24 protein-coding genes and 1 pseudogene are annotated in these 25,478 nt (G+C 72.7%); 13 read left to right on the plus strand and 12 right to left on the minus strand.

Annotation, left to right across the window (positions count from 1 at the left end; genetic code table 11):
- The first annotated feature begins 93 nt into the window (after nucleotides 1–93).
- A complete protein-coding gene (locus tag ACQP17_RS19605; RefSeq protein ID WP_433857439.1) occupies nucleotides 94–882 on the plus strand; it encodes a GntR family transcriptional regulator in 789 nt (262 codons plus the stop codon).
- Between the two features lie 24 nt (nucleotides 883–906).
- Here the strand turns inward: ACQP17_RS19605 and ACQP17_RS19610 are convergent, their stop codons facing one another.
- Nucleotides 907–1,251, minus strand: a complete 345-nt coding sequence (locus tag ACQP17_RS19610) for a hypothetical protein (RefSeq protein ID WP_433857440.1) — start codon at nucleotides 1,249–1,251, stop codon at nucleotides 907–909.
- A gap of 152 nt (nucleotides 1,252–1,403) precedes the next feature.
- Here ACQP17_RS19610 and ACQP17_RS19615 point away from each other — a divergent pair, with 152 nt between their 5' ends.
- On the plus strand, nucleotides 1,404–2,198 hold the full coding sequence (locus ACQP17_RS19615; protein ID WP_433857441.1) for a helix-turn-helix domain-containing protein: 795 nt from the start codon (nucleotides 1,404–1,406) through the stop codon (nucleotides 2,196–2,198).
- Nucleotides 2,191–2,418: a DUF397 domain-containing protein gene (locus ACQP17_RS19620; protein WP_433857442.1), complete on the plus strand. Its 228-nt coding sequence runs from the start codon at nucleotides 2,191–2,193 to the stop codon at nucleotides 2,416–2,418. Before ACQP17_RS19615 ends, ACQP17_RS19620 begins: the two co-directional genes overlap by 8 nt.
- Nucleotides 2,419–2,430: 12 nt before the next feature.
- Here the strand turns inward: ACQP17_RS19620 and ACQP17_RS19625 are convergent, their stop codons facing one another.
- A complete protein-coding gene (locus ACQP17_RS19625; protein WP_433857443.1) occupies nucleotides 2,431–2,889 on the minus strand; it encodes a nuclear transport factor 2 family protein in 459 nt (152 codons plus the stop codon).
- Between the two features lie 94 nt (nucleotides 2,890–2,983).
- Here ACQP17_RS19625 and ACQP17_RS19630 point away from each other — a divergent pair, with 94 nt between their 5' ends.
- The 4 genes from ACQP17_RS19630 to ACQP17_RS19645 all read left to right on the plus strand — a co-directional run bounded on the left by ACQP17_RS19630 (nucleotide 2,984) and on the right by ACQP17_RS19645 (nucleotide 7,501).
- Nucleotides 2,984–3,556, plus strand: coding sequence for a TetR/AcrR family transcriptional regulator (locus tag ACQP17_RS19630; protein ID WP_433857444.1), 573 nt, complete (start codon nucleotides 2,984–2,986; stop codon nucleotides 3,554–3,556).
- Nucleotides 3,557–3,617: 61 nt separating this feature from the next.
- Nucleotides 3,618–4,514, plus strand: a complete 897-nt coding sequence (locus ACQP17_RS19635; protein WP_433857445.1) for a LysR family transcriptional regulator — start codon at nucleotides 3,618–3,620, stop codon at nucleotides 4,512–4,514.
- A gap of 247 nt (nucleotides 4,515–4,761) precedes the next feature.
- Nucleotides 4,762–6,264: a peptide MFS transporter gene (locus tag ACQP17_RS19640; protein ID WP_433857446.1), complete on the plus strand. Its 1,503-nt coding sequence runs from the start codon at nucleotides 4,762–4,764 to the stop codon at nucleotides 6,262–6,264.
- A gap of 88 nt (nucleotides 6,265–6,352) precedes the next feature.
- The gene (locus ACQP17_RS19645; protein ID WP_433859948.1) at nucleotides 6,353–7,501 is read left to right on the plus strand and encodes an amidohydrolase; all 1,149 of its coding nucleotides are present in this window, start codon (nucleotides 6,353–6,355) and stop codon (nucleotides 7,499–7,501) included.
- Nucleotides 7,502–7,547: 46 nt separating this feature from the next.
- Here ACQP17_RS19645 and ACQP17_RS19650 read toward each other — a convergent pair whose 3' ends face one another.
- The 4 genes from ACQP17_RS19650 to ACQP17_RS19665 all read right to left on the minus strand — a co-directional run bounded on the left by ACQP17_RS19650 (nucleotide 7,548) and on the right by ACQP17_RS19665 (nucleotide 11,251).
- Nucleotides 7,548–8,285: a class I SAM-dependent methyltransferase gene (locus ACQP17_RS19650; RefSeq protein ID WP_433857447.1), complete on the minus strand. Its 738-nt coding sequence runs from the start codon at nucleotides 8,283–8,285 to the stop codon at nucleotides 7,548–7,550.
- Nucleotides 8,286–8,560: 275 nt separating this feature from the next.
- On the minus strand, nucleotides 8,561–9,796 hold the full coding sequence (rocD, locus tag ACQP17_RS19655; RefSeq protein ID WP_364873143.1) for an ornithine--oxo-acid transaminase: 1,236 nt from the start codon (nucleotides 9,794–9,796) through the stop codon (nucleotides 8,561–8,563).
- The gene (ddaH, locus tag ACQP17_RS19660; RefSeq protein WP_433857448.1) at nucleotides 9,796–10,605 is read right to left on the minus strand and encodes a dimethylargininase; all 810 of its coding nucleotides are present in this window, start codon (nucleotides 10,603–10,605) and stop codon (nucleotides 9,796–9,798) included. Before ddaH ends, rocD begins: the two co-directional genes overlap by 1 nt.
- A 136-nt stretch (nucleotides 10,606–10,741) precedes the next feature.
- Complete coding sequence (locus ACQP17_RS19665) at nucleotides 10,742–11,251, minus strand: Lrp/AsnC family transcriptional regulator (RefSeq protein WP_433857449.1); 510 nt, start codon at nucleotides 11,249–11,251, stop codon at nucleotides 10,742–10,744.
- Between the two features lie 192 nt (nucleotides 11,252–11,443).
- On the opposite strand from ACQP17_RS19665, the gene ACQP17_RS19670 reads away from it, so the two are divergent.
- The 4 genes from ACQP17_RS19670 to ACQP17_RS19685 all read left to right on the plus strand — a co-directional run bounded on the left by ACQP17_RS19670 (nucleotide 11,444) and on the right by ACQP17_RS19685 (nucleotide 16,810).
- Nucleotides 11,444–12,385 (plus strand): ATP-grasp domain-containing protein, encoded by a 942-nt coding sequence (locus ACQP17_RS19670; RefSeq protein ID WP_433857450.1) that lies wholly within the window; start codon nucleotides 11,444–11,446, stop codon nucleotides 12,383–12,385.
- On the plus strand, nucleotides 12,382–13,230 hold the full coding sequence (locus ACQP17_RS19675) for an ATP-grasp domain-containing protein (protein ID WP_433857451.1): 849 nt from the start codon (nucleotides 12,382–12,384) through the stop codon (nucleotides 13,228–13,230). The genes ACQP17_RS19670 and ACQP17_RS19675 overlap by 4 nt, the downstream gene beginning before the upstream one ends.
- 189 nt (nucleotides 13,231–13,419) lie before the next feature.
- Nucleotides 13,420–15,669, plus strand: a complete 2,250-nt coding sequence (locus tag ACQP17_RS19680; protein WP_433857452.1) for a terpene synthase family protein — start codon at nucleotides 13,420–13,422, stop codon at nucleotides 15,667–15,669.
- A gap of 241 nt (nucleotides 15,670–15,910) precedes the next feature.
- Nucleotides 15,911–16,810 carry a chitin-binding protein gene (locus tag ACQP17_RS19685; RefSeq protein ID WP_433857453.1) on the plus strand — a complete coding sequence of 300 codons (900 nt, stop codon included), beginning with the start codon at nucleotides 15,911–15,913 and terminating at the stop codon, nucleotides 16,808–16,810.
- Nucleotides 16,811–16,952: 142 nt separating this feature from the next.
- On the opposite strand, the gene ACQP17_RS19690 is transcribed toward ACQP17_RS19685, so the two are convergent.
- Together ACQP17_RS19690 and ACQP17_RS19695 are read right to left on the minus strand one after the other, a co-directional pair.
- Nucleotides 16,953–17,855 (minus strand): NAD(P)H-binding protein, encoded by a 903-nt coding sequence (locus ACQP17_RS19690; RefSeq protein WP_433857454.1) that lies wholly within the window; start codon nucleotides 17,853–17,855, stop codon nucleotides 16,953–16,955.
- The gene (locus ACQP17_RS19695) at nucleotides 17,852–18,292 is read right to left on the minus strand and encodes a nuclear transport factor 2 family protein (RefSeq protein ID WP_433857455.1); all 441 of its coding nucleotides are present in this window, start codon (nucleotides 18,290–18,292) and stop codon (nucleotides 17,852–17,854) included. Before ACQP17_RS19695 ends, ACQP17_RS19690 begins: the two co-directional genes overlap by 4 nt.
- 382 nt (nucleotides 18,293–18,674) lie before the next feature.
- Between ACQP17_RS19695 and ACQP17_RS19700 the strand changes: the two are divergent.
- Nucleotides 18,675–19,109: pseudogene (locus ACQP17_RS19700) on the plus strand (TetR/AcrR family transcriptional regulator); the annotation flags it as partial.
- A gap of 468 nt (nucleotides 19,110–19,577) precedes the next feature.
- On the opposite strand, the gene ACQP17_RS19705 reads toward ACQP17_RS19700, so the two are convergent.
- The 4 genes from ACQP17_RS19705 to ACQP17_RS19720 all read right to left on the minus strand — a co-directional run bounded on the left by ACQP17_RS19705 (nucleotide 19,578) and on the right by ACQP17_RS19720 (nucleotide 22,479).
- Entirely contained in the window at nucleotides 19,578–20,150 is a 573-nt protein-coding gene (locus ACQP17_RS19705) for a TetR/AcrR family transcriptional regulator (protein ID WP_433857456.1), read from the minus strand.
- A 318-nt stretch (nucleotides 20,151–20,468) separates the two neighbouring features.
- The gene (locus ACQP17_RS19710; RefSeq protein WP_433857457.1) at nucleotides 20,469–21,908 is read right to left on the minus strand and encodes an amidase; all 1,440 of its coding nucleotides are present in this window, start codon (nucleotides 21,906–21,908) and stop codon (nucleotides 20,469–20,471) included.
- Complete coding sequence (locus ACQP17_RS19715; protein WP_433857458.1) at nucleotides 21,895–22,101, minus strand: hypothetical protein; 207 nt, start codon at nucleotides 22,099–22,101, stop codon at nucleotides 21,895–21,897. Before ACQP17_RS19715 ends, ACQP17_RS19710 begins: the two co-directional genes overlap by 14 nt.
- Before the next feature lie 219 nt (nucleotides 22,102–22,320).
- Entirely contained in the window at nucleotides 22,321–22,479 is a 159-nt protein-coding gene (locus tag ACQP17_RS19720) for a hypothetical protein (protein ID WP_433857459.1), read from the minus strand.
- A 1,084-nt stretch (nucleotides 22,480–23,563) separates the two neighbouring features.
- Here ACQP17_RS19720 and ACQP17_RS19725 point away from each other — a divergent pair.
- Nucleotides 23,564–25,369, plus strand: a complete 1,806-nt coding sequence (locus tag ACQP17_RS19725; protein ID WP_433859949.1) for an ABC transporter ATP-binding protein — start codon at nucleotides 23,564–23,566, stop codon at nucleotides 25,367–25,369.
- Nucleotides 25,370–25,478: the final 109 nt, after the last annotated feature.

Below are 25,478 nucleotides of genomic sequence, written 5' to 3' on the forward strand. Positions count from 1 at the left end.
AACGACACCGGAATGCTATTGGTATGCACTTTGGTCGTCAATGGCCCGATTCTGGTATTGAACTGGCATGCACCAAACTGGTATATATCTGGTATGCCATCGGACAACGCTCTCCCGCAGGGCCTCCTGGGCGGCGACTCCCTGCCCCTGTACTCCCGGATCGCCGGACGCCTCCTGGACGACATCACCGCCGGCGGCGCCCGGCCCGGGGACCGCCTGCCGTCCGAGCGGCTGCTGGCCGGCCGGTACGGCGTCTCGCGCGTCACCCTGCGCAGCGCGCTCGGCGAACTGGCCGAGCGCGACATCATCGAGTCCGCACCGGCCCGCGGATGGTTCCTCGCCCAGGGCTACGAGGGCGCGGTCCCGGCCCCCCGGCCGTCCGCCGCCCCCGGGGGCGGCCAGACGGTGCAGGGCTTCGCCGACTACGCCGAGCAGTACGGCTTCCGGCTCCGCGACGAGGTCCTGGAATCCCGGGTCCGGGCGGCCACCGTCCAGGAGTCCGAACTGCTGCGCGTCACCCCGGGGGCCGCGCTCTTCGAGATGCGCCGGCTCCGCTTCCTCGACGACATCGTCGTCGTGCTGGAGCACAACCGGCTGCCCCTCGGGCTGTGCCCGCAGCTGGCGGAGACCGACTTCACCAAGGACACCCTGTTCGCCAGCCTCCGCCGCGCCGACCCGCCCCAACTGCCCAAGGTCGCCGACTACTCGGTGGAGGCCCGGCATCCCACGGAGGAGGAGGGAAAGCTGCTCGAAATCACCGATGCGACCCCCGTCCTGGTCGCCACCCAGCTCGCCTTCAACCAGAACGGTCAGCCCCTGGAGCTCACCGCCGCGGTCTTCCGCGGCGACCGGTACCACTTCCGGGCCTCGATCACCGGGTGAGTCCGCCTCGTGGGCGAACGGGTCCTATTCCCGACCGTCCTTCGGTACGGGCAGCCGCCCGCCCCGGCTGTCGGCGATGCGCAGGACATCGCCGAGCGCCATCGTGGTCCGCAACAGCGTGACCCGGAGGGTGAGCGGTCCGGCCGCCGGATCCTCCAACACCTCCCCGGCGTCGTGGAGTACGGCGGCCCCCTCACGCATCTGCTCCGCCTCCATCAGGTCGGCCTTCCGGGCGAGATAGCCGCCGCCGGCGTCGTCGCTCCGCAGGAAGCACGGGTTCCCCGCGAGCGACGCCCACGGCAGCAGCCGCAGCCCGGAGCCCGGCCGCTGGGGATTGTCGGGGTCGTAGCAGCCGATCGTGTTCCTCAAGTCGTCAACCTCCAAAGGGCGGTGGCCAGACCCCGGCCGGTTCACCGGACGCGGGAGTCTTTCTCCGTACACCCCCCTAGCGTTGGGTCACGGCGCTAGCCTCGCCAGTGCACAGAGCGTGACAACACATTCGTCACAGGGGAGTTGACGAAATGGGCACCGCCTACGGGGACTGGCTCCGCGAACAGCGCGAGCTGGCCGGCATGACACAACAGCAACTGGCAGACGCGGCGATGATGACCCGCTCCCACATCGCCCACATCGAGGCGGGCCGCCGCATCCCGTCGAAGGAGGACGCGTGGCGCCTGGACCGGGCGCTGAACACGGGGAACGTGCTGAGCAGCTTCCTGCCGCAGGACGACTCAGCGGTTGCCGAGCACTTCAAAGCAGCTAAGCATCTCGAACAACAAGCCACGATGATCCGAGAGTTCGCGCTGTCTTACGTCCCGGGCATCCTCCAGACCGACGCGTACGCGCATGCGGTTCTGAGCGTTGCCTTCCCTCCTCGGAGTGACGAGGAACGTGACAGGCACGTGGTCACACGTCTTGAGCGAGCCAAGGTGCTCAGTAATCCCGTATCGCCCGTGGTGTGGGCGCTGCTGGATGAGGCCGTGTTGCGTCGACTGATCGGTGGTCCTGCCGTCATGGCGGACCAGATCATGCACATTGTTCGTCTGGCGGAGGACGGCAGGGCGCGTATCCACGTGATGCCGTTCGGGCTGGGTGCGTATCCGCTTCTGCAAAGCATGCTGACGTTGATGTGGTTCGACGACCAGCCACCCGTGGCCTATTCCGAAGGTCAGGCCATCGGCAAGGTGCATGACGCCCCGGACATGGTCCAGCAGCTACAGAGCATCTACGCTCTCGCGATGGGGGACGCCCTGCCGTTGAAGGAGTCAATCGCCCTGATGCGGGCGACAGCGAGGGAATACGAAGACCATGACTGAGCCCATCATCCCGGACGCCTCCACGTTGTGTGGCTGGCGCAAGTCGTCGTACAGCGGGTCGGATTCGGGCAGCTGCCTGGAGGTCCTGGACGGCAACCCCTCCGGTGTCCCCGTCCGTGACTCGAAGGTTCCACATGGTCCCGCGCTCGTGTTCGAGATATCCGTGTGGTCGTTGTTCGTCGCCGCCGTCAAGCACGGGGCACTCACCGGCTCCGGCTGACCCTGCGGCGCCTCAGCGGAACGGAAGTGGCCGGCCCTGTTCCGATGCCGGGCGGGGGCCGAAGATCCGGCGTTCCGGCTCCGTGATCGGGACGTCGTGGATGCCGGCCTCCCGGCGGCGCATGAGGCCGTCCTCGTCGAACTCCCACAGCTCGTTGCCGTAGCTGCGCCACCACTGGCCGGCCGCGTCGTGGCACTCGTACTGGAAGCGCACCGCGATCCGGTCGCCGTGGAAGGACCACAGCTCCTTGCGCAGCGCGTAGTCAAGCTCGCGGGCCCACTTCCGGCGCAGGAAGGCGACGATCTCCGCGCGGCCGGTGAGGAAGGTGTCCCGGTTCCGCCAGACCGAGTCCTCGGTGTACGCCAGGGCGACCCGCTCGGGGTCGCGGGTGTTCCAGGCGTCCTCGGCGGCCTGCACCTTCTGCAGCGCGCCCGCCTCGTCGAACGGCGGGAACGGTGGGCGTGGCGGCATGGCGGGCTCCCTCTCGCGATCCGGAGAACGAGCGTTCTCGCTCGTTCGGCTAGTGTAGAGAACGACCGTTCTCCTGGAAAGCGCCGGAAGGGCCATGAACCACGACGAAGCCCGTGCGCGGATACTCGACGCCGCGGAGACGCTGTTCTACGACCGGGGCATCCAGTCCGTCGGCATGGATGAACTCCGCGCCGCCGCAGGGGTGTCGCTCAAGCGCCTCTACGGGTGCTTCCCCGCCAAGCAGGACCTCGTCGAGGCGTATCTGCGCCGCCGCGACGACCGGTGGCGCACCGCCCTCGCCGGGTACGTCACCCAGCGTGCCGAGGCCCCCGGGGCCCGTCCGCTGGCGGTCTTCGACTGGCTGCACGACTGGTTCTCCGGCCCGGACTTCCGCGGCTGCGCGTTCGTCAACTCCTTCGGCGAGCTGGGAGCCACCTCGGACGGGGTCGCCCGGATCGCCCGCGCGCACAAGCGCGCGCTGCGCGCGTACCTGACGGACCTCGTCCGGGACGCCGGATCCGCTGAACCGGACGTCCTGGGCGTCCAGTTGGCGCTGCTCGTGGACGGGGCGATCACCACGGCCGCGATCGCGGGGGAGCCCTCCGCCGCCCGGCAGGCCCGCAGCGCCGCCGCGGCGCTGCTCACGGCAGGCGCGGCGGGCCGGTGACGGGCCGGGGCGCGACGCCACCGGGCGCCGCGTGCGCGAGGTGAGCTGGTAGACAGTCGGGATGGAGATCCGCACGATCCGCTACTTCCTCATGGTGGTCGACACCGGGTCCGTCTCGGCGGCGTCGCGTGCCCTGCACGTCGCCCAGCCCTCGCTGTCCCGCCAGATCCGGCAGCTGGAGAAGTCCCTGGGCTTCGAACTCTTCGTCCGGCACCGCGGGCGGCTGCACATCAGCCCGGCCGGGACCCGGCTGCTGCCCGTCGCCCGCGATCTGGTGACCCGGCACGACCAGGCGGTGGCGATGATGCGCACCCTCGCCGAGGGGCACGAGCCGCGGCTGACGGTCGCCGCGACGGTGACCACCATCAACGACGTGCTCGCGCCGCTGGCCGCCGTCTCGCGGCACGCCGTGCTCAATCTGGTGGAGGTCGCCACCGCGGGTATCGCCGACACCGTCTCCAGCGGGCAGGCCGACCTCGGCTTCTCCGCGCATCCGGGGGCGACCGACCTGGAGGTCCGGCTCGTCGTGCGCTTCCCGGTGTTCGCGCAGGTGGCCGCCGGACACCGGTGGGCGGGCCGGCCCACCGTGCCGCTGCCGGAACTCGTGCGCGAACCGCTGATCGTGCCCACCCGTACCTACTCCGCGCGCCGGGTGTTCGACGACCATCTGTCGCGGATGTCCGGCCCGCTCGGGCGGCACACCGTGCAGGAGATGGACCTGCCCCGCGCCGCCCAGGCCCTGGCGGCACGCGGCCAGGGCGTGGCGATCGTCACCGACGAGCCGCAGTACGGGCTGCACCCGATAGTGATCACCGGCCCCGCCGAGGACGAACGCGTCGACCTGCCGCTGTTCGCCCTCTGGAACGCCACCCATTACGCCGCCGAACTCATCGAGCGGTGCGTGGCGGAGGTGCGCGACTTCTGTGTCCACACCTTCCCCGAGGCGGGGGAGGCCTGACGGGCCGGTGCCCCGGCCGGCTCCCGCCGCGCGCTCCCGGAAACCCATGCCCATCAGGCATGGGAGGTAGCGAAAACAGGTCGTGGACAGTCATGGGTGGCCTGCGAAGACTGAGACGGCGGAAGCGGAAGGGGCACCGGGCCCGGTCGCCGCCGGGCTCCCACGCGCCGGGCACCCCGTCCGCTCCGGTTCCGGGAAGCGAAGCCCGTGCCGATCGCGCATCGGCCCGACACGAAGGACGGCCCCCATGGCACTGGCCAGTGACGAGCAGCGCGGCGCCCCGTCCGACAGCCCGCCGACCGAGGCCGACCGCTGGTTCCTCGGCCATCCCCGGGGCCTGGTGACGCTCTTCAGCGTCGAGATGTGGGAACGCTTCAGCTGGTACGCGCTCCAGGCACTGCTGGTGCTCTATCTGTCCGACACGGCCGCGCACGGCGGACTGGGCATGTCGCAGGGCGCCGCCGCCTCCCTCGTCTCCGCGTACGGCACCCTCGTCTACCTGCTGTCGGTCGTCGGCGGATGGTGCGCCGACCGGCTCCTCGGGGGCCGCCGGTCCGTGCTCGTCGGCGGCGTGGCGATCGCCTGCGGCCACTACGCGATGGCCGTGCCCGCCCCCTGGTCGACCTGGGCCGGGCTCGCGCTGATCATCCTGGGCACCGGCTTCCTGAAGCCCAACGCCGCCAACGTGGTCGGCAAGCTCTACCGCCGCGACGACGTCCGCCGCGACGCCGGCTTCTCGCTCTACTACATGGGCATCAACATCGGGGCGCTGCTCGGCCAGCTCCTCGGGGGTTGGCTCGGGCAGGGCTGGGGCTACCACTGGGGCTTCTCCTGCGCCGCACTCGGCATGACGCTCGGGCTCCTCCAGTACGTCCTCGGCCGGCGCCATCTGCCGCCGCGGGCCGACCGGCCCGACGCGCCGCTGCGGCCGGGCGAGGGCGCGCGGGCCGCCCGGCGGGCCGGCGCGGTCGTCCTCGCACTGGCCGCCGCCGGCTGCGTCCTCGCGCTGACCGGCACGCTGACGCTGGGGGTGGGCGTCGACCTGGTCTCGGGCGTCTCGGTCGCGGTGCCGGTCGTCGCCTTCGCCGTCATGTTCGCCAGCCCCAGGACGACGCGCCGGGAGAAGTCCGCGCTGGCCGCCTACGTCCCGCTGTTCCTGGCGGCCGCGGCCTTCTACGTCATCTTCAACCAGTTCTCCTCGGTGCTGACCCTGTTCGCCGCCGACCGTGTGGACGCCGACCTCTTCGGATGGCACTTCCCGTCCTCGTGGTTCTTCGCGGTCAACCCCGGCGCCGGGCTGCTCATCGCCCCGCTCCTGGCGTCCCTGTGGACCCGGATGGGGGCCCGGCAGCCCGCCACCTCGCTGAAGTTCGGCGCCGCGCTGTTCTTCGTCGGGGCCTCGTTCCTGCTGATACCGCCGGCCGTGACCCTGTCGCAGGGCCACCGGGTGGCCGCGCCCTGGCTGATCCTGGTGTACCTGGCGCAGACCGTGGCCGAGCTGCTGCTCGCACCGATCGGCATGGCCGTCACCTCACGCCTCGCACCGCGGGCCTTCCACGGGCAGACCCTGGCCGTGTGGTTCTGCGCGCCCGCGATGGGCGCGGGCCTCGGCGCCCAGCTCGTCGGGTACTACGGCAAGGTCTCCGACCTCGTGTACTTCGGCACCACCGGCGCCGTCGCCCTCGTCCTCGGCCTCGTCATCGCCGCCGCGACGCCGTGGATCCGCCGCCGCGCCGGCGGACTCGCCTGACCGCGCCGGCCGCCCCACCACCCAACTCCCGCCTTCGGAGGCACTCTTGTCCACCACCACGCTCGTGCACGACCGGATCCGGCAGGCCATGGCGGAGCGCGCCCCGCGGCTGTGGGACGTCGCCCGGGACCTGCACCGGCACCCGGAACTCGCCTTCGAGGAGCACCGGTCGGCCGCCCTGCTCGGCAAGGAACTCGAAGCCGAGGGCTTCACCGTCGAGCGGGGCGTGGCCGGCCTGGAGACGGCGTTCACGGCGCGGGCCGGGAAGGGCGACGGGCCCTGTGTCGCACTCCTGCTGGAGTACGACGCGCTGCCCGGCATCGGCCACGCGTGCGGCCACAATCTGATCGCGGGCGCCGGACTCGGCGCCGCCCTGGCCCTCCGCGACGCCCTGCCGGACATCGACGGCACCCTGCTCGTGGTCGGCACCCCCGCCGAGGAGGGCGGCGGCGGCAAGGCGATCGAGGTGGAGGCCGGGGTGTTCGACGGCGTCGACGCCGCGCTGATGTTCCACCCCGGGGTGCACAGCTGGACCTCCGCCCCGCTGACCGCCCAGGTGCAGTACCGCGTCGCCTTCCGTGGCCGCGCCGCCCACCCGACCGGCAACCCCACCGAGGGCCTGGACGCCCTCGCCGCCCTCATCCAGCTGTTCCAGACCCTCGCCGTGGTGCAGCGCCGGCTGCCCGAGGGCTCCCACATACAAGGGATCATCACCGACGGCGGCCGGGCCACGAACATCGTGCCGGAGTACGCGGAGGGCCGCTTCGGACTCCGCGGGCTCACCGGCGCCCTCCTGGACGAGGTGATCGCGGAACTCACCCGGGCCGCCGAGGGCGTCGCCCTGGCCACCGGCACCGGCGTGGACGTCGCCCAGGTCTCCACCCGCTACGCGCACTTCCGCAACAGCGACGTGCTGTCCGAGACCTTCGCCGCACACCTCGCACGCGCCGGCATCACGGTCGGCGAGCCCACCCCGGGCGTCTACCTCGGCTCCTCCGACATCGGCAATGTGAGCGTCAGGGTCCCCGCGATCCACCCGTTCGTCGCCATCCTGGGCCCGGACGAGTCCGACCACACCCCCCGGTTCGCCGAAGCGGCCGGCGGTCCCGCGGGCCGCACGGCGATGCTGGCCTCCGCCGAGGCGCTGGCCTGTACCGCCGCCGATGTGCTGCTGTGCCCCGACCTCGGCGCCCGGGCCTGGACGGAACTTCGCGCAAAGGAAGCCGCGGGCCGCTGACCCGCGGGCCGCTGACCCCGCGGGCCGCGGTCGTGGCGGCGGACGCCTACGGCCGGTCGTCGCGCCGGAACAGGCCCGTCCACAGGAAGGGCTCGCCGAAGTGCGGGGAGCCCGGCGGCTCGTCACGCATGCGGCGCAGTTCGCGTTCCGTCAGGCCGGCGAAGATGCCGCGCAGGGAGTCCGGGGTGTAGGCCAGGCCGCCTTGGAGGCCGCGGCCGCGGTAGCAGTCGCGGTCGTCCAGCTCGGAGCCCATCGCGCCGGCGGCGAAGCAGGTGAGGGCGAAGTGGCCGCCGGGCGCCAGGCACCGGTCGAGCAGGGCGAGATAGCTCAGACGGCGGTGCGGCGGCAGATGGTGGAAGCAGCCGGAGTCGTAGATCAGGTCGTACGGGCCGCGGAGTGCGGTGCCGGCGAGCGCGAAGGCGTCCCCGCGGAGGAAGCGGACCGGCGACGAGGTCTCCGCGGCCCGCTCCCGGGCCCAGTCGAGGGCGGCCGGGGAGAGGTCGACCGCGTCCACCTCGAAGCCCGCGGCGGCGAGATGGAGCGCGTTGCGGCCCGGGCCGCAGCCCAGGTCGAGGGCGCGCCCCGGGGCGAGCAGCCCGCGCTCCAGCCAGGAGACGAGGCTCTCGTCGGGCTTCGCCACGAAGAACGGCACCGGCTTGGAGCGGTCCGCGTAGAAGCCGTCCCACCAGGAGGCCGCGCCGGCGGTCTCGCGGCCGTCCTCCGGCGCGCACAGGCCGTCCAGGAGCGTGAGGACGTCGTCGAGGGTGCGCAGGTGGCGGTCCATCAGGTCCCCTTTCCCGTGGCCTCGATCGTAGGCCCGGGCAGGGCCGAAGCCCAGGTCAGGCCGTGGAGGGGGAGGCGGTGGCGCGGGGTGTGCGGGCCGTGGCGACGGCGGGGGAGGGCCGGGGCCGCACGGGGCGTGGCGGCGCGGCCGGGCGGTCGCCGAAGGCCGTCCCGGGGGTGTTTCCGCGGGCCCCGGGGCGGGTTTCTCGGCGAGGAGCCGGGCAGGCCCTGGTGCGGGCCCGCCCGGCGGTCACGGGGACAGGGCGGGGGAGCGGGTCAGATCAGCACCCGGGCCAGCGAGCCGAGCGCCCCGTCCAGTTCCTCGGCGGTGATGGTCAGCGGCGGGGCCAGCCGGATCGTCGAGCCGTGGGTGTCCTTGACCAGCACGCCCTCCTTCATGAGGCGTTCACTGATCTCCCGGCCGGTGCCGAGCGCGGGGTCGATGTCCACGCCCGCCCACAGGCCGCGGGAGCGGAAGCCGGTGACGCCCTTGCCGGTCAGCGCGGCCAGGCCGGCCCGCAGCCGCTCGCCGAGTTCGGCGGCGCGGTGCTGGAACTCGCCGGTGGCGAGCAGCTCGATCACGGCCGAACCGACCGCGGCCGCCAGCGGGTTGCCGCCGAAGGTCGAGCCGTGCTGGCCGGGGCCGAGCACGCCGAGCACCTCGCGGCGGGCGACGACCGCGGAGACCGGGACGATGCCGCCGCCGAGGGCCTTGCCCAGCAGCAGCACGTCGGGGACCACGGACTCGTGCTCGACGGCCAGGGTCTTGCCGGTGCGGCCCAGGCCGGACTGGATCTCGTCGGCGATGAGCAGACAGCCGGCCCGGCGGGTCAGTTCGCGCACGCCGGTGAGGTAGCCGTCGTCGGGGATGAGGACGCCGGCCTCGCCCTGGATCGGCTCGATCAGCACCGCGGCCGTGGTCTCGTCCACGGCCGCCTCCAGGGCGGCGAGGTCGTTGTAGGGGACGGTGCGGAAGCCGGGCGCGAAGGGGCCGAAGCCGGCGCGGGCCTCCTCGTCGTCGGAGAAGCCCACGATGGTGGTCGTGCGGCCGTGGAAGTTGCCGCCGGCCACCACGATCGTGGCGCGGTCCGCCGGGACGCCCTTGACGTCGTAGGCCCACTTGCGGGCGACCTTGATGCCGCTCTCCACCGCCTCGGCGCCGGTGTTCATCGGCAGCACCATGTCCAGGCCGGTCAGCGAGGCGAGGGCCTCGGCGAAGCCGGCGAGCCGGTCGTTGTGGAACGCGCGGGAGGTGAGGGTCAGTTGATCCAGCTGGCGGTGCGCGGCGTCGATCAGGGCCGGGTGCCGGTGGCCGAAGTTCAGCGCCGAATAGCCGGCCAGCATGTCGAGGTAGCGGCGCCCCTCGACGTCCTCGACCCAGACGCCCTCGGCGCGCGCGACCACCACGGGCAGCGGGTGGTAGTTGTGCGCCAGGACCGGGCCCTCGGCCTGGATCAGCTCCGCGGACGAACGGGGAGCGAGCACCGGGGCGGTACGGGTGGGAGCGGTCATCAGCGGATCTCCTGGGTGCAGCACTTGATGCCACCGCCGGCCTTGTGGAACTCGGACAGGTCGACGGGGACGGGGACGTAACCCCGGTCGGTGAGCCGGCCGATGAGGCCGGTCGCCTGCGGGGCGATGAACACATGGCGGCCGTCGGAGACGGAGTTGAGCCCGAAGGCCAGGGCGTCGTCCCGGTCGGCGAGCACCGCGTGCGGGAAGAGCCGGGCGAGCACCTCGCGGCAGCCGGGGGAGAAGGCCTCGGGGTAGTACGCGATGTTCCCCTCGTCGAGCACGAAGAGCGCGGTGTCGAGGTGGTAGAAGTGCGGGTCCACCAGCTGGAGGCTGATGGTCGGCACCCCGAAGAACTCCTGCACCTCCTGATGGGCGGCGCGGGTGGTGCGAAAGCCGGTGCCGGCCAGCACATAGGGGCCCACCGGGACCAGATCGCCCTCGCCCTCGCACACCGACTCCGGGCGGTAGACGTCGAAGCCGGCGGCCTTGAACCACGTCTCGTACGCGGTGGACTCCGGCCGCCGCTGCGGGGCGTGGAAGAGCGAGCCGAAGACCCGCCCGGCCATCACGAGGGCCGAATTCGCCGCGAACACCATGTCGGGCAGCCCGGGCACCGGCGCCACGGCCTCCACCGTGTGCCCGTGGGCGCGGTAGACGCCGGTCAGCGCCTCCCACTGGCGGGCCGCCAGCGCGGTGTCCACCGGTGCGTCCGTGCGCATCCAGGGGTTGATGGCGTACCGCACATCGAAATGCCGGGGCTCGCAGACCAGAAAGCGCCGGGGGCTCGCTACACGACTCGTCGACACGTCCACATCCCTCCACTCCTGCCCTGACAGACCGTAAAGGGTTGTCACCTGGGGTGTTTCCACGGTACGGAGCAGGGGATTCCGGCAACAAGCGACAAATGCTGCGTGCTGGCGCAGGAATGCTGCGTATCGAGGTCTATTTCTGCACGATGCCTGCGTCGCCTGCATCGAGGGGGCCGCGGGCCCCCGCCTCCGGGCTGTCCGGCAGCAGGTGGGACAGCACCATGTAGCTGATCGTCTTGCGGATGAAGGGTTCGGCCCGGATCCGTTCGAGCACCTCCTCGAAGTGCTCGACGTCGTTCGCCCGCACGTGCAGCAGCGCGTCGGCGCCCCCGGTGACGGTCATCGCCGCCGCGATCTCCGGATGGTTGCGGACCACCTCCGCGAGGCGGCGGGGCGGGGCGGCGCTGTCGCAGTACACCTCGACGTACGCCTCGGTCAGCCAGCCCAGCGCGGACGGCCGGACGGTGGCGCTGAAGCCGGTGATCACGTCGTTCTCGCGCAGCCGGTCCACCCGCCGCTTCACCGCGGTCGCCGACAGCCCGATCGCGCCGCCGATCTCCGCGAAGCTCGCCCGGCCGTTGTCGATCAGCGCCGCGATGATCTTGCGGTCGAGCTCGTCGAAGGGTGCCGCCTTGTGGGTCACTGGACCTCCCGTTGCATCCGGTCCCGCTGCGCTCTGCCGGGTCCGCCCGGTGGCGGTGGCCTCACCGTAGCGATTCCGGCCACCGGGCACGTGGGCCCACGGCGCCGCCCGGGCCCCGCATGGGATCCTGGTGCGTCATGGATCTGCCGGACGGTCGGTGGACGGACGTGCGGCGATGACGAGGGTGCCCCGATGAGACTCTGCTTCCTGGTGGAGGAGCAGTACCGCCACGACGGCATGCCCCTGGACGTGATCCGCCAACTCGGCGCCTGGGGACACCAGGTGGACGTGCGCTGGCCCGGCCGCTCGCTGATATCCCTGTCCGAGGAGATACGGGCGGGCAGCCACGACGCCTGGGTCCTCAAGACCGTCTCCGGCGGCCCGGGCCTGACCCTGCTGGAGGCCGCGGCGTCCGCCGGGCTGACGACGGTGAACGACGTCCGGGCGATCCGGGGCGTGCGCGACAAGGCGCTGGCCGCGGTGATCGCCCGCGACACGGGGCTGCCGGTCCCCGTGACGTACGCGGCGGCCCGGGCCGAGGAGTTCGCGGAGATACCCGCGGCGCAGTTCCCGCTCGTGGTCAAGCCCGCGGACGGCAGCTCCGGCCGGGCCGTCCGGCTGGTGGCGAGCCCGGAGCGGCTGCGGGAGCCCGCGGCGCCCGGCCCGGCGGCCCCCGACGCCAGCGGCAACGGGCTGCTCATCGCCCAGCCCTACGTCCCCAACTCCGGTACGGACCTGAAGGTCTACAGCGTCGCCGGCGAGCTGTACGCCACCGAGCGCTGCTCGCCCCTGCACCCCGCGCACGCCGTCCGCGAACGCCAGGTGCCGCTGACCGCCGAGGTCGCCCGGATCGCGGCCCGGATCGGCGAGGTCTTCGGCCTCGACCTCTACGGCGTCGACATCCTGCTCGGGCCCGACGGCCCGGTGGTCGTCGACATCAACGACTTCCCCAGCTTCCGTCAGGTGCCGGACGCGGTCGCCCGGGTGTCCGCCGCGGTGCTGGAACTCGCCCGCCGCGGGACGGGCGGCCCCGGCGCCGGACGGACCCCGGCGGCCGCCGCACCGGCCTCGCGCACGGTGCCGGTCCTCCCGCGCCCCGCCCGCCCCACCGCGCCCCTCGGCGGCGGCCGGTGAGGATCGGTCTGCTCACCGCCGACCCGAGCCATCCGCTGCTGGCCGCGGTCACCGCGCTGCTGACGCCGGAGCACCGGGTCGTCCCCCTGGACCCGGGCACCGCCACCGCGGGGCCCGGCCTCTTCCCGCTCGCCGATGTCTATCTGCTCAAGGCGCGCACCCCGCGGGCGCTGGCGCTCGCCGCCTTCCTGGAGGAGCACGGCGCCCCGGTGCTCAACTCCGCGGCGGCGACCGCCCGCTGCCAGGACCGGGTCGCGATGGCCGAGGTGGCCCGCGCGGCCGGGCTGCCGTTCGCCGCCACCACCGCGGTGACCACGGTCGGCCGGCTGGCGGCGGCCGGGGAGCCGGCCACTCCGCTGGTGCTCAAGAGCCGGTTCAGCCGTCGCCACGACCTGGTGACCCGCGCCGACGGCGCCGCACGGCTGCGCGAGCTGGCCGCCGACTGGGCCGAGGAGCCGGTGGTGGTCCAGGAGTTCACCGCGAACAGCGGCTGGGACCACAAGCTGTGGGTGGTCGACGGCCGGCTCTTCGCCGGGCTGCGCCGCTCGGAGCTGGCCCCGGGCGGCCGCGGACCGACCCGGTCGCTGCCGCCCGGCGAACTGCCCGCGAGCTGGCGGGCCGCCGCGCTGCGGGCCGGCGAGGTCTTCGGCCTGGAGGTCTACGGCGTGGACGTCCTCGACGCCGGCGACGGCGCCCCGCTGCTCGTGGACGTCAACGCCTTCCCCGGCATCCGGGGCCAGGCAGGCGCCCCCGAGGCGCTCGCCGCACTCGCCCTGCGCACCGCGGAGAGCGGTCCGAGGGCCGCCACGGACGAAAGAAAACTGCCAGAAGTCAGCGGCAGATAAGCCTCGTTCGAAGCCGATCGAACCGAAGTGACGTGGAGGCGGAAGCTCCTCCTCCATAAGGCCTAAGCCACCGGTCACCGGGGTAGCGCTGCCCCCGTCAAGGGGGGCGTGGACCGGCGCGCCGTCCTTCCGTGCACCGGGAATCCGCAGGGAACCCGCAGGGAAAGCGAAGGAAAGAGGCCAGCAACGGTGTCGCAGCAGCCATTCGAATTGCCCACCTTCTACACGCCCCACCCGGCGCGGCTGAACCCGCATCTGGAGGCGGCCCGCACGCACTCCCGGACGTGGGCGCGCGGGAGGGGAATGCTGGAGGGCTCCGGCATCTGGGAGCAGCGGGACCTCGACGCCCACGACTACGCCCTGCTGTGCGCCTACACCCACCCGGACTGCGACGCGGACGCGCTCTCCCTGGTCACCGACTGGTACGTCTGGGTCTTCTTCTTCGACGACCACTTCCTGGAGGCGTTCAAGCGCACGCTGGACCGGGCGGGCGGCAAGGAGTACCTCGACCGGCTGCCGGCGTTCATGCCGATGGACCTGTCCACGCCCGTGCCCGAGCCGGCCAACCCCGTCGAGGCGGGACTCGCCGACCTGTGGGCGCGCACCGTGCCGCACATGTCCATGGACTGGCGGCGGCGGTTCGCCGAGAGCACCGAGCATCTGCTCAACGAGTCGCTCTGGGAACTGTCCAACATCGGCATCCACCGGGTGCCCAATCCCGTCGAGTACATCGAGATGCGCCGCAAGGTCGGCGGCGCGCCCTGGTCGGCGGGCCTGGTGGAGTACGCGACCGGCGCCGAGGTGCCCGCCGCCGTCGCCGGGTCCCGTCCGCTGCGGGTGCTGCGCGACACGTTCTCCGACGCCGTCCATCTGCGCAACGACCTCTTCTCCTACCAGCGGGAGACCGAGGAGGAGGGTGAGCTGAGCAACGGCGTCCTGGTGCTGGAGACCTTCCTGGACTGCACCACCCAGCAGGCCGCGGACTCCGTCAACGACCTGATCACCTCGCGGTTGCAGCAGTTCGAGAACACCGTCGGCACCGAACTCCCCGTGCTCTTCGCCGAGCAGGGCCTGGACGCGGCATCCTGCGCGGACGTGCTGACGTACGCCAAGGGGCTCCAGGACTGGCAGTCCGGCGGCCACGAATGGCACATGCGCTCCAGCCGCTACATGAACGGCGGCGGGTCCGCGGCCCGCACCTCGCCCACCTGGTCGCCCTTCTCCGCCGGCGGCCTGGGCACCTCGGCGGCGGACCTGCACACCGCCCTGGCCACCACCGCCGGGCCCCGCCTGCGCAGCACCACCCATGTGCCGCACCCCAAGGTCGGCCCGTCCCGCATCCCCGAGATCTCCCTGCCGTTCACCACCACCCTCAGCCCCCATCTGGAGGGCGCCCGGGGCCGGCTCGTGGCCTGGGCGCACCGGATGGGCATGCTGCGGCCGCAGCCCGGGGTGCCGCTGTCCGACGTCTGGGACGAGCCCGCGATGATCCGCCACGATCTGGCGCTGTGCGCGGCCGGTCTGCACCCCGACGCCACCCCCGGGCAACTCGACCTCGACGCCGCCTGGCTGGCCTGGGGCACCTACGCGGACGACTACTACCCGCAGGTCTTCGGGCGCCCGCGCGACCTCGCCGCCGCGAAGCTGTGCACCGCGCGGCTGTCGTCCTTCATGCCCCTGGACCTCTCCGCCCCGGCGTCGCAGCCGGTCAACGCCCTCGAACGCGGACTCGCCGACCTGTGGGCCCGTACGGCGGGTCCGATGCCCCCCGAGTCGCGCCGGGCGTTCCGGCAGGCCGTCGACACGATGACGGCGAGCTGGCTGTGGGAGCTGGACAACCACGTCCAGCACCGGATCCCCGACCCGGTCGACTACATCGAGATGCGCCGGGCGACCTTCGGCTCCGACCTCACCATGAGCCTGAGCCGCCTCGGCCACGGCCGGCGGATCCCGCCGGAGGTCTACCGCAGCGGCACCCTGCGCGCACTGGAGAACGCCGCCGCCGACTTCGCCTGCCTGCTGAACGACGTCTACTCGTACCAGAAGGAGATCGAGTACGAGGGGGAGGTCCACAACGGAATCCTGGTCGTCCAGACCTTCTTCGACTGCGACTACCCGACCGCGCTGCACATCGTCCACGACCTCATGACCTCGCGCGTGAACGAGTTCCGGCATGTCGCGGAGCATCAACTCCCGGTTCTCTGCGATGACTTCGACCTTTCCGCGGAGGCCCGGGCGACGCTCGACGGTTACGTCCGTGAGCTGGAGAACTGGATGGCCGGCATCCTCACCTGGCACCGGGGCTGCCGCCGCTACGCCGAGCCCGAGCTGCGCCACCCGGCCGGTTCGCCGGGGTGGCTGGGCGCACCCGGCGGACTGGGCACGTCGGCGGCGCGGCTCCATCGTGCGGGTGCGGGAGCCGGAGCGGGGGTGGGGTAGCCCGGGGGTCGGCCCGTAGGGGGAGCGGTCGCGGTCCGGGGGGCGGCGGTGGTGGCGGGGACGCCACGCCGGTCGGCCCCCGGACGCCTCGTGGCATGTCCTGCTGCATGGTGAATATCCCTTATGAGGTGAATATTCTGATGGGGCGTCGGGAACCCACATGGCGACATCCCGTAAGGGCCTGACCCGGGCCGTTCGGACCGCCGCCCGTGGCTGACGAGGAGTTCCGACTGTGCGACGCATGACCGCTTTCCTTGGCGCCCTGGCCCTCACCGGGGCGTTCGCGGCGTTCGCCCCCCATGGCGCCCAGGCCGTCACCGGCGTCATCACGTACCACACCCGCCCCGAGAACCGGCCGCACGAGATCCTCGACCCGGGCGACGACCACTGCTACGGGGTGGGGGACGGCTACGGCACGGTGGACAACGACACCCCCACCGACCTCTACCTGTACAGCTCACGTGACTGCACCGGCCCCAGGCTGACCGTGGTGCCCAGCCGCGACTGGCGCAACGTCCGCTTCGGCAGCCTCCAGCTGAGCCCGGACGGCCCCCGCGAACCGGTGCCCAACGACGACCCCTCCGACCGCCCGAACCCGTCCGACAGCTCCGACCCGTCCGCCCGCCCGGACCCCGCACACCGCGCGGACCCGCGCGATGACGACGACCCGTCGGACGCCGGTGACCCCTCGGACGCCGGCGACCCGTCGGACAACTCCGACGACACCGGTGCCTCGGACCCCTCGGACGACCAGGAGCGCCCGGCGAACCCGGAGGACCCGGACGGCACCCGTGGGACGAACGGCGTACAGGGACACGGGCAGCTTCAGGGGCACCGGCAGGCGCAGGGGCACGGACAGGTTCAGGGCCACGGACAGGCGCAGGGGCACGGACAGCGGCAGGCTCAGGGACCGGCGCGGGTTCAGGCGCACGGGAAGGTTCAGGGGCACGGACAGGTGCAGGGGCACGGGAAGGTTCAGGCACACGGGAAGCCGCAGGGGCAGGGGCACCGGCAGGTGCAGGCCCAGGGACACGGGCGGGTTCAGAGCCACCGGCAGGTGCAGGGTCAGGGGCACCGGCGGGCTCAGGGACACGGGCAGGTGCAGGGGCACCGGCGAGTCCAGGGGCACGGGCGGGCGTAGGGGGCGGAGGTAGGGGGCGGTCGGCCGTGTGACGGGGGCGGGTCGGGCCGGGGTGGTGCCGGGCACGGGGCGATGGTTGGCACCGGGGCCGTGCGGTGGGCACCACCCCGGCCGTCGCGGCTCTTGGCCCCCGGCCGTCCGGCTACCGCCGCCCCGCCGCTCCGCCGTCCGGCTGTCGCCCGGCCGCCCGGACCAGGAACTCCCGGAAGCTCCGGGGCGGGCGGCCCGTGAGGCGTTCGACGGTGTCGGTGACGCGGTCCTCGGCACCGTCGGCGATGGCCCGGTCCAGCCCGGCCAGCAGGGCGGCGAACTCCGCGGGCATGGTGGCGGCCAGACGCTCCCGGAGCTGTTCGGCGGCGAGGGGGAGGTGGCGCACGGGCCTGCCGGTGACCTCGGTGACGAGGGCGGCGATGTCGTCGTAGCCGAGCGCCTGCGGGCCGGTGAGGATCAGGTCGTCGGCGGGGACCCGTTCGCCGGTGAGGGCGTGGACGGCGACGGCGGCGATGTCGTCCGCGTCGATGAAGCCGACCCGGCCGGTGCCGGTCGCGGTCAGCAGGACGCCGTCGGTGCGGATGCTCTGCGCGTGCGGATGGTCGCCGGTGAAGTTCTGCATGAACCAGGAGGGCCGCAGCACCGACCACTCGTCGACGTGGTCGGGAAGCGCCGCATGCACCCGGCCCACCCCCGGACCCCCGGCGGGGAGGGCGGAGGAGCTGAGGAGCACGACGCGGCGCGCACCGGCCGCACGGGCCCGGGCGAGGAACGGCAGCATGACCGCGGCCGGGTCCGGATCACCGACCGGCGGCACGAGATAGAGCCGCGACGCGCCCCGCAGAGCGGCGTCATGGGTGGCGGGATCGTGCCAGTCGAAGGACACACCCTCGGCGCCGGGCAGTTCGGGGGCGCGGCGTGCGGCGGCCCGCACCGGGTGGCCGAGCGCAGCCAGCCGCGCCACGAGGCGGCTGCCGGTGTTCCCGGTGGCCCCGGTGACCAGGATGGCGCCACGGGCCGACTCGGCCGGGGGCGGTGTGGGCTGGTCGTTCATGAGACTCCGTCAGGGTGTGGGGCCGGGCGCATGGTGGGTCGGGGGCGTGGTGTGCCGCCCGGGGAGGTGCGGGACTTCGCGGCGTCCATGGAGGCCGGTACGCCCAGCGGGTTCCAGTAGTCGCGGTAGCGGGTGATGCGCCCTTCGGCGGCCGTCATCACGACGACGTAGTCCCCCTCGTACGGAGCCCCGCTCGCCATGATCCGGCCGGTGGCATGCATCTCGACCACGATGGTGTCCGGGCGCCCCGTCCGGTGGATCTCGACGTACGGAAAGGCGTGCAGATCGATGGGGTCGGGGTAATCCCGCAGATACGCGGCGACCGCCGTCCTGCCCTCCAGCCGCTTCGGATAGCGCTCCGGCGCGAACGGAAACTCGAAGACGGCGTTCTCGTCACACAGCGCCACCCACCCCTCGATGTCCTTGTCCAGCAACATCCGCAGCCCACGCCGAAAGAGATCCGCCGGGCCGGTGGTCGATGGGGCGGCGGCTGGTGGGTCGGTGGCCGGTGGAGAGGCGTCCGGTGGGGGCGCGACGGGGGAGGCGGTGTCCGGCGGGGACGCGGCGGGGGAGGCGGTGTCCGGCGTGGGGGATGTCGGCGTTCGGTGCGCGGTGGGTGGCGCCGGCGCTCGGGACGCGGTGGTCGGCCTCGGCGGTCGGGATGCGTCGGGTGTCCTGCGGTCGTGGTGGGCGGCGTCGTTCATGGGATGCCTCGCCTCTACACTGACGGGGATGCGATGCGGACCATCGGTCCGTTTCCTGTCGTCGTGACTATACGGACCGCCGGTCCGTTTCGTAAAGGGGAGGTCGGAGGCCGTCATGCCCGAACGCAAGGCGCGCGCGGACGCGCTCCGCAACCGTGAGGCCGTCCTGACGGCAGCCGATGAGCTCTTCGCCCGCAGCGCCAGCCCCCGGAGCGTGTCGATGGACGACATCGCGGCGGCGGCCGGCGTCGGCAAGGGCACCCTCTTCCGCCGCTTCGGCGATCGCACCGGTCTGATCCGCGAGGTGTTCGAGGCACGCATCGAGCCGCTGCGGCATGCCGTGGAGGAGGGGCCGCCGCCGCTCGGCCCCTCGGCCGCACCACAGGACCGGGTGCCCGCACTGCTCGACGCCCTCCTGCGCTTCAAGCTCGACCACCGCCATCTCTCCCTCGCCCTGGAGGAGGCAGGCAGCGGCAGCCCGTACGAGGGAGCGTCCTACGCGTGGTGGCACGGCGTCCTCCGCGAAACGCTCGAGCGGCTGCCGGGGCTGCCGGGGCTGCCGGGGCTGCCGGAGAGGCCGGAGAGGCCGGAGGCCGCTGAGGGTGCGGGGTCCGCTGAGGGCATGGGGGCGGCTGAGGGCGTGGGAGCCGCTGGGGGGCACGGTGAGGCGGGCGCCGAGAGCGGCGACGCGGACAAGGACGCACGCGGAGACGCGTCGCGCGACCCGGCGGGGAACTGCGACTTCACCGCGCACGCCCTGCTGGCCGCCACCCGCGCCGACCTGGTCGAGTACCTCACCGACCAGAAGGAACTGACGCCCGACCAGATCCGAGCCCGCCTGGCCGCTTACGTGGGCCGGGTACTCGGCGAGGGGCGGACGGGCTGACGTTGCCCTTCCTGCCGCACGCGGCCTTTCCTGCCGCACGCGGCCTTTCCTGCCTAACGAGGCTGTCTCGGGCTGACGTGGTTGGTTCGGGCCCGGCGCAGCCTTCCCGGCCCGACGCGGCCCGACCGCTCTTCAGCCGGGCGGCATCAGCCCGGACAGCGTCGCCTCCACCAGGCCGCGGGCGTACGACGCGTCCAGCGGGCCCGGCCGGAACACCAGCCGGTACATCATCGGCGCCACGATGTGGTCCATGACCACCTCGGCGTCCGGCGCCGGTTCGCCCCGGTCGGCCGCGCGGGCGAGGATGACTCCCACCTGCTCGGCGGCGTAGGCCGAGCACTGACCCGCGTTGCTGCCGTCCGGATCACCGGCGAGCGCGTCACGGATGTAGGCACGGCCCGGGGGCGAGGCCATCTCCTCCAGGAACTGCTCGGCCCAGGCCTCCAGGTCGGTGCGCAGCGCTCCGTGATCGGCGGGCTCCGTCTCCGGGCGGAGGCGCTCGACGGCCACGTCGGACAGCAACTCCTGGAGGTCCCCCCATCGTCGGTAGATCGTCGACGGGGTGACACCGGCGCGGGCGGCGATCAGGGGAACGGTCAGCGCGTCACGGCCCTGTTCGGCCTCGAGGTCACGCACGGCGGTGTGCACCGACTCCTGGACGCGGGCGCTGCGCCCTCCGGGGCGGGTCATCGGCCTGGGGCTCATGTCTCCACCTTACGGCTTAAGGCGAAGGAGTTGCTTCAAGGGGGCCGCGGGGGCCAAGGGAGACAAGGGGGCCAAGGGAGCCACGTATCCCGGGAGCGAATGCTGAGGCCCACAGCTCCCGCTCCCCCGAACCCGCACCGCGGCCCCACCCCGCGACGCACCACGGCACCCACCCTGCGACCCGCACCGCGGCACCCTCCCCGGGTTCCGCATCGCGGCACTCACCGCCCTGGAGCGAACGGAGCTGCCCCCTACCGGAGCACGGGCCCAGGCACTCACCCCCAGCGCCCCCACCTGATACTTGGGCGCGTCGGTGCATCAGGCGGCCACCGGAACGGTTCGGCCGGCACCGTCGGACGCGGCCTCGTAGGCGCGGCCCACCCGCAGCACCGTGGCCTCGTCGAAGGGGCGCCCCATCAGCTGGAGACCGGTCGGCAGCCCCGTGCCATCGGGGCCGACGGGCAGGGACAGCGCGGGTATGCCGGTGATGTTGGCAGGTGCGCAGAGCCTGACGTAGGCGTCGGAGACCGACTCCACCGAGCCGTCCGGCCACTGCACCGTCTCCTGTCCGGCCCTGACGGCGGGTATCGGCACGCTGGGCGCGGCGACCACGTCGACCTGCCGGAACAGCTCGGCCCAAGCCTCGCGCATCAGGGCACGGGAGCGCTGGGCGCGCAGATAGTCGCCCGCCGGGAAGAGCGTGCCGGCCTCCAGCAGGACCCGGACGTCCTCGCCGTAGCGCTCCGGCACCGAGCGCAGCGTCCGCTCATGGGCGGCGGTGGCCTCGGGCACCATGAGCCCCCACTGCGTCGCCTGGAGGTAGCGGACCATCGGGATGTCGATGTCCACGAGCTCGGCTCCCTGCGCCCGCAGTTGCTCGATGGCCGCCCGCACCGAGGCCTCCACGCCGGGGTCCACGCGCTCGAAGTAGTGCTGACGGGGGATGCCGATGCGCAGCCCCGCCAGATCGGTGCTCTCGGGGGACGCGAGGTAGGGCGGGTACGAGGCCGGAGTGCCGGTGCGGGCGGCGGGGCCCGGTATGCCCGCCGGGCCGGGGCCGCCGGGTGGGCTGTGGTGGCCGACCAGGGCGGTGAGTACGAGGGCGGCGTCCTCGACCGTGCGGGTCAGCGGGCCGACGTGGTCCAGCGACCACGAAAGGGAGGTCACGCCCTGGAGCGGGAGCAGGCCATAGGTGGGCTTGAGGCCGACCACACCGTTCAGCGCCGCCGGGACCCGGATGGAGCCGCCGGTGTCCGTACCGAGGGCGAAGGTGGCGGCTCCCGCGGCCACGGCGACGGCCGAGCCGCCGCTCGACCCGCCGGCGACGCGGGTGTGGTCCCTGGCGTTGCGGGTCTGCGGTGTCGTCAGGCCGTAGCCGAATTCATGGGTGTGCGTCTTGCCGACCAGGACCGCGCCGGCATCCGAGAGCCGGGCGGCCACGGCGCTGTCCGTGGCCGGCGGGTGCGGTGCGCCCACCCGCGAACTTGCCGTGGTGGGCAGCCCGTTGGCGTCGATGAGGTCCTTGAGTCCGAACGGGATGCCGTGCAGAGGGCCGCGGTGGAGGCCCGCCGCGATCTCCCGTTCCGCCTGCTGGGCCGACCGGCGCGCGGTGTCAGCGGCGAAGGTGACATACGCGCCCAGGTGGGCCTCCACCGCGTCGATCCGGTCGAGCACCGACTCGGTCAGTTCCACGGGGGAGAGCTCTCCCGTCCGGATCGCGCCGGCCGCGCCGGCCAGGGTCAACTCATAGGGCTGCACGGGAGGTTCCTCCAGCCTGGTAGACGGGGGCGGGTGGCGTCTGCCCGAGGTCCAGCTCACGCAGCACGCCGACGACGGAGTGGATGTGGTTCGCCGTGGCGGTCACGGCGGCGAGGCGGTCGTCTGTCAGGGGGAGTCCGGCGCGGAGGGCCCAGCGGGCGCCTTCCTGTGGGGTGAGTTCTGCGGCGGTCATGCCCGGCCTTTCGTGGTTCTGCGCGTGCCTTCGCGGGCTGCGCACACTTCTCGTTCCGTCGCGGGGCAGGGAGTTGGGAGGCGGCGGTGATGTCTCGGAAACGGCTAAAGCTAACCTTTTGCTTTAGTTCACCATAGACTCCGGGCCCGCTTAACGCAACGGGTTCGCTTTTATTTGTGGAGGGAGGGGGTCGGGCCTCGCCGGCCGGGGCGCCGTGGCTCAGCTCGTCAGGAGCTGCCGGCGCCGGTACGACCCGGCGAGCCCGTCCGCGCCGACGACGGTCACCTGCACCTTGTCCGGGTGGGTGCCGTGCGCCAGCACCTCGGCCCGGGCGGGCGACGGTGTCGCCAGGGCGCCCCGGAGGGCCGCGGCGTGCACGGCAGGACCGCCCTCCGAGGGGATGGGTGAGGCGCGGTGACTGGCGGTGCACGGTGCCCGCTGCCGGCGTGGTGGCCGAGGGTGTGCCATCACGCAACGCTGTGTGAGGCCACGACTTGCGAGCCGACCAAAGCCCGGCGGCACGGTCGGCTGCGGGGCCCCCACCGCCCCCACCCCGCCAGTCTCACCCGCGCCCACCCCCGCCCCGACCAGCCTCGACTTCCCCTCAACTGGCCACTCGTGACTGGGTGAAATTCCGGTCGCGGGGGCTCCGCGGCCTCGCTGACGGCTGTCGGAAGGTGCGGTAAATCGGTACCCGGAGAGTAGCCGCCCAGCACCCTTTGTGATGTTTGAGAAGAATATTGGCTTATGTCTGAATTTTCACGCAAATCGGCTTGTTGGAGACAGGTGAGCGTCGTAGCTTGGGAGTTGTCGTAGCCGGTATCGGTTCGACAACAAGGAACACACTACGAGGAGGCGAAGATGAGCTTCCGTAAGGTCTTCCCGAGAAGGCGTAGGCGTGACCACGACCGCCGTGGCCGCGGCCGCGGATACGACGACTGCGGGCGCGGACGCCGCAGGCGCAATGGACGAGGCCGGGACCGCAGGCGCGGTTACTGACTCAAACCCCTGAGTTCGAGGCTGGCTCGCGTACCGCGCGGGTCCGCCTCGTTGGTTAGGGGGCCGTGCCACGTGGCCCCGGTCAACAGCCGAAGCAGCAGCGACGAGACGAGTCGCGACCATGCATCTGCGCAGCTCACGCCGGCGCCGAGAGCGCCTCGAAGCGCCTCAACGAGGTGCGGAACCACCACCCATGGGAGGGGAATCCCCTCTGCCGGACAGCGATTCTCCGGCCATCTACGCTCCGGACAGCGATGCTCCGGGCAGGGGCACGCCGGGCAGCGAAGCCGGCGACAGAGCCTCTCCGAGCGGGCCTCTTCCGGACCGTGACGCTGACGACTACGGAGACCGTGACGACTCCGGGCTCCCAGGGGCCGCCGCACGAACCTGGCGGCGACCGCCCTCGGACACGGACAACGTGTTCCACCAGCTCGTCGTCGACACCTCGATCAGCACCCGGCGAGTGGGCTTCAAGGAGTCCGTACGCCGCTTCTGGCCGCTGACCCGCGGCGACCGGCGCTGGATCGTGCTGGTCTGCCTGAGCGCCATCGTGGCCGCGCTCGCGGAGACCGCGGCCATCCTGCTATTCGCCGAACTCACCGACAACGCCCTGCAGAAGGGCTCGGTCAGCGCCTTCTGGGGCCCCGCCGGCCTGTGGCTCGCGGTGGCCGTGGCCGGCGCGATCGTGGGATATCTGGGCAACTCGCTCGCCGCCTGGACGGCCGAACGCTTCGTCATGCGGCTCAGGGCACGGGTCTTCGCCCATCTGCAGAAGCTGCCCCCGCACTTCTTCCAGCGCAACCGCCGGGGTGACCTGGTCGAGCGCATGACCGGCGACGTGGACGCCATCGAGCAACTGGTGGTCACCGGGCTCGTGCAGGCGGTCTCGGCCGGCTTCGCCGTCCTCTTCTACGCCGGTGCCGCGCTCTGGCTGCGCTGGGACCTGGCGCTCGCCACCTTCGCCCTGGTCCCGCTGTTCCTGATAGCCGCCAGCCGCTTCACCGGCCGGGTCAAGGAGGTCTCCCGCCGGGAACGCGTCGCGGACGGCGCCATCACCTCCGTGGTGGAGGAGGGGCTGGTCAACGTCGTCCTGACGCAGGCCTACAACCGGCAGCGCGACGAACAGGCACGGCTCCGCCGGGAGGCCCGCCGCTGGCTGCGGGCCTCGGTGACCAGCGCCCGCCTCAACGAGCTGTACAGCCAGCTGGTCGAGGTCCTCGAAACGCTCTGCGTGCTCGCCATCATCGGCCTGGGCGCCTGGGAGATCTCCGCCGACCGGATGTCCCTGGGCCAGCTCCTGGCCTTCGCCGCCTTCATCGGCTACCTCTACCCGCCGATCCGCGGACTGGGCCAGCTCGGACTGACCGTCACCGAGGCCACCGCCGGAGCCGAGCGACTGCTGGAGATCCTCGACGCCCGGCCCGCCGTCACCGACCCGGAGCCCTCCGACGTCGTGCCGGCGCCCAAGCGCGCGGTCGGCGCCGTCGAGGCCTGCGGGGTCGGCTTCCGCTACCCCGGCAATACGGACGAGGCCCTCCACGACTTCTCGTTCAGCGCGGTACCCGGGGAACTCGTGTGCATCACCGGCCCCAGCGGCGCCGGAAAGTCGACCCTGGCCGCCCTGCTGCTGCGCTTCTACGACCCGGACACCGGCAGCGTCCGGCTGGACGGCATCCCCCTGAACCGGCTGCCCCTCGCCCAGATACGCAGCAACATCACCCTGCTGCCCCAGGAGACCCTGGTTCTGCACGACACCGTGGAGGAGAACATCGCCTGCGGGCGCGACGTCACCCACGACGAGGTCGTCCGCGCCGCCCGGGCCGCCGACGCCCACACCTTCATCACCGACCTCCCCGACGGCTACGAGACGGTCATCGCCCCCGGCACCTCCCGGCTCTCCGGCGGTCAGCTGCAACGCGTCGCCATCGCCCGCGCCATGCTGCGCAACGCGCCCGTACTCCTCCTCGACGAGCCCACCACCGGCCTGGACACCCTCGCCACCCAGCGCATCCTCGGGCCGCTGCGCCGCCTGGCCGAAGGCCGCACCACCCTCGTGATCACGCACGACCTGGCGCTCGCCGCGGACGCCGACCGCGTTCTGGTCCTGGACAAGGGGCGCCTGGTGGAATCCGGCACCCACGCCCAACTCCTGTCCCGCCGCGGCCTGTACGCCACGCTGTTCCACACCCGTCCCCCACAGCGCAACGGCACCACGCACGCCTCACCCACCGTCCGCCCCGTCGCCGACGGAGACCGACAGGCCGGGTGACGGGCGGGCCGGGGGACGGCTGAGCCTGCCATTACCCACCGTCCCGCGCGTCCCACCCCCTCCGTCACCCGTGGTACACGGGGTGACACCCAGCGCGTCGGTCCCACCG

Origin of the sequence: Streptomyces kronopolitis (assembly GCF_050953795.1) — a bacterium.
Taxonomy (GTDB): domain Bacteria; phylum Actinomycetota; class Actinomycetes; order Streptomycetales; family Streptomycetaceae; genus Streptomyces; species Streptomyces kronopolitis_A.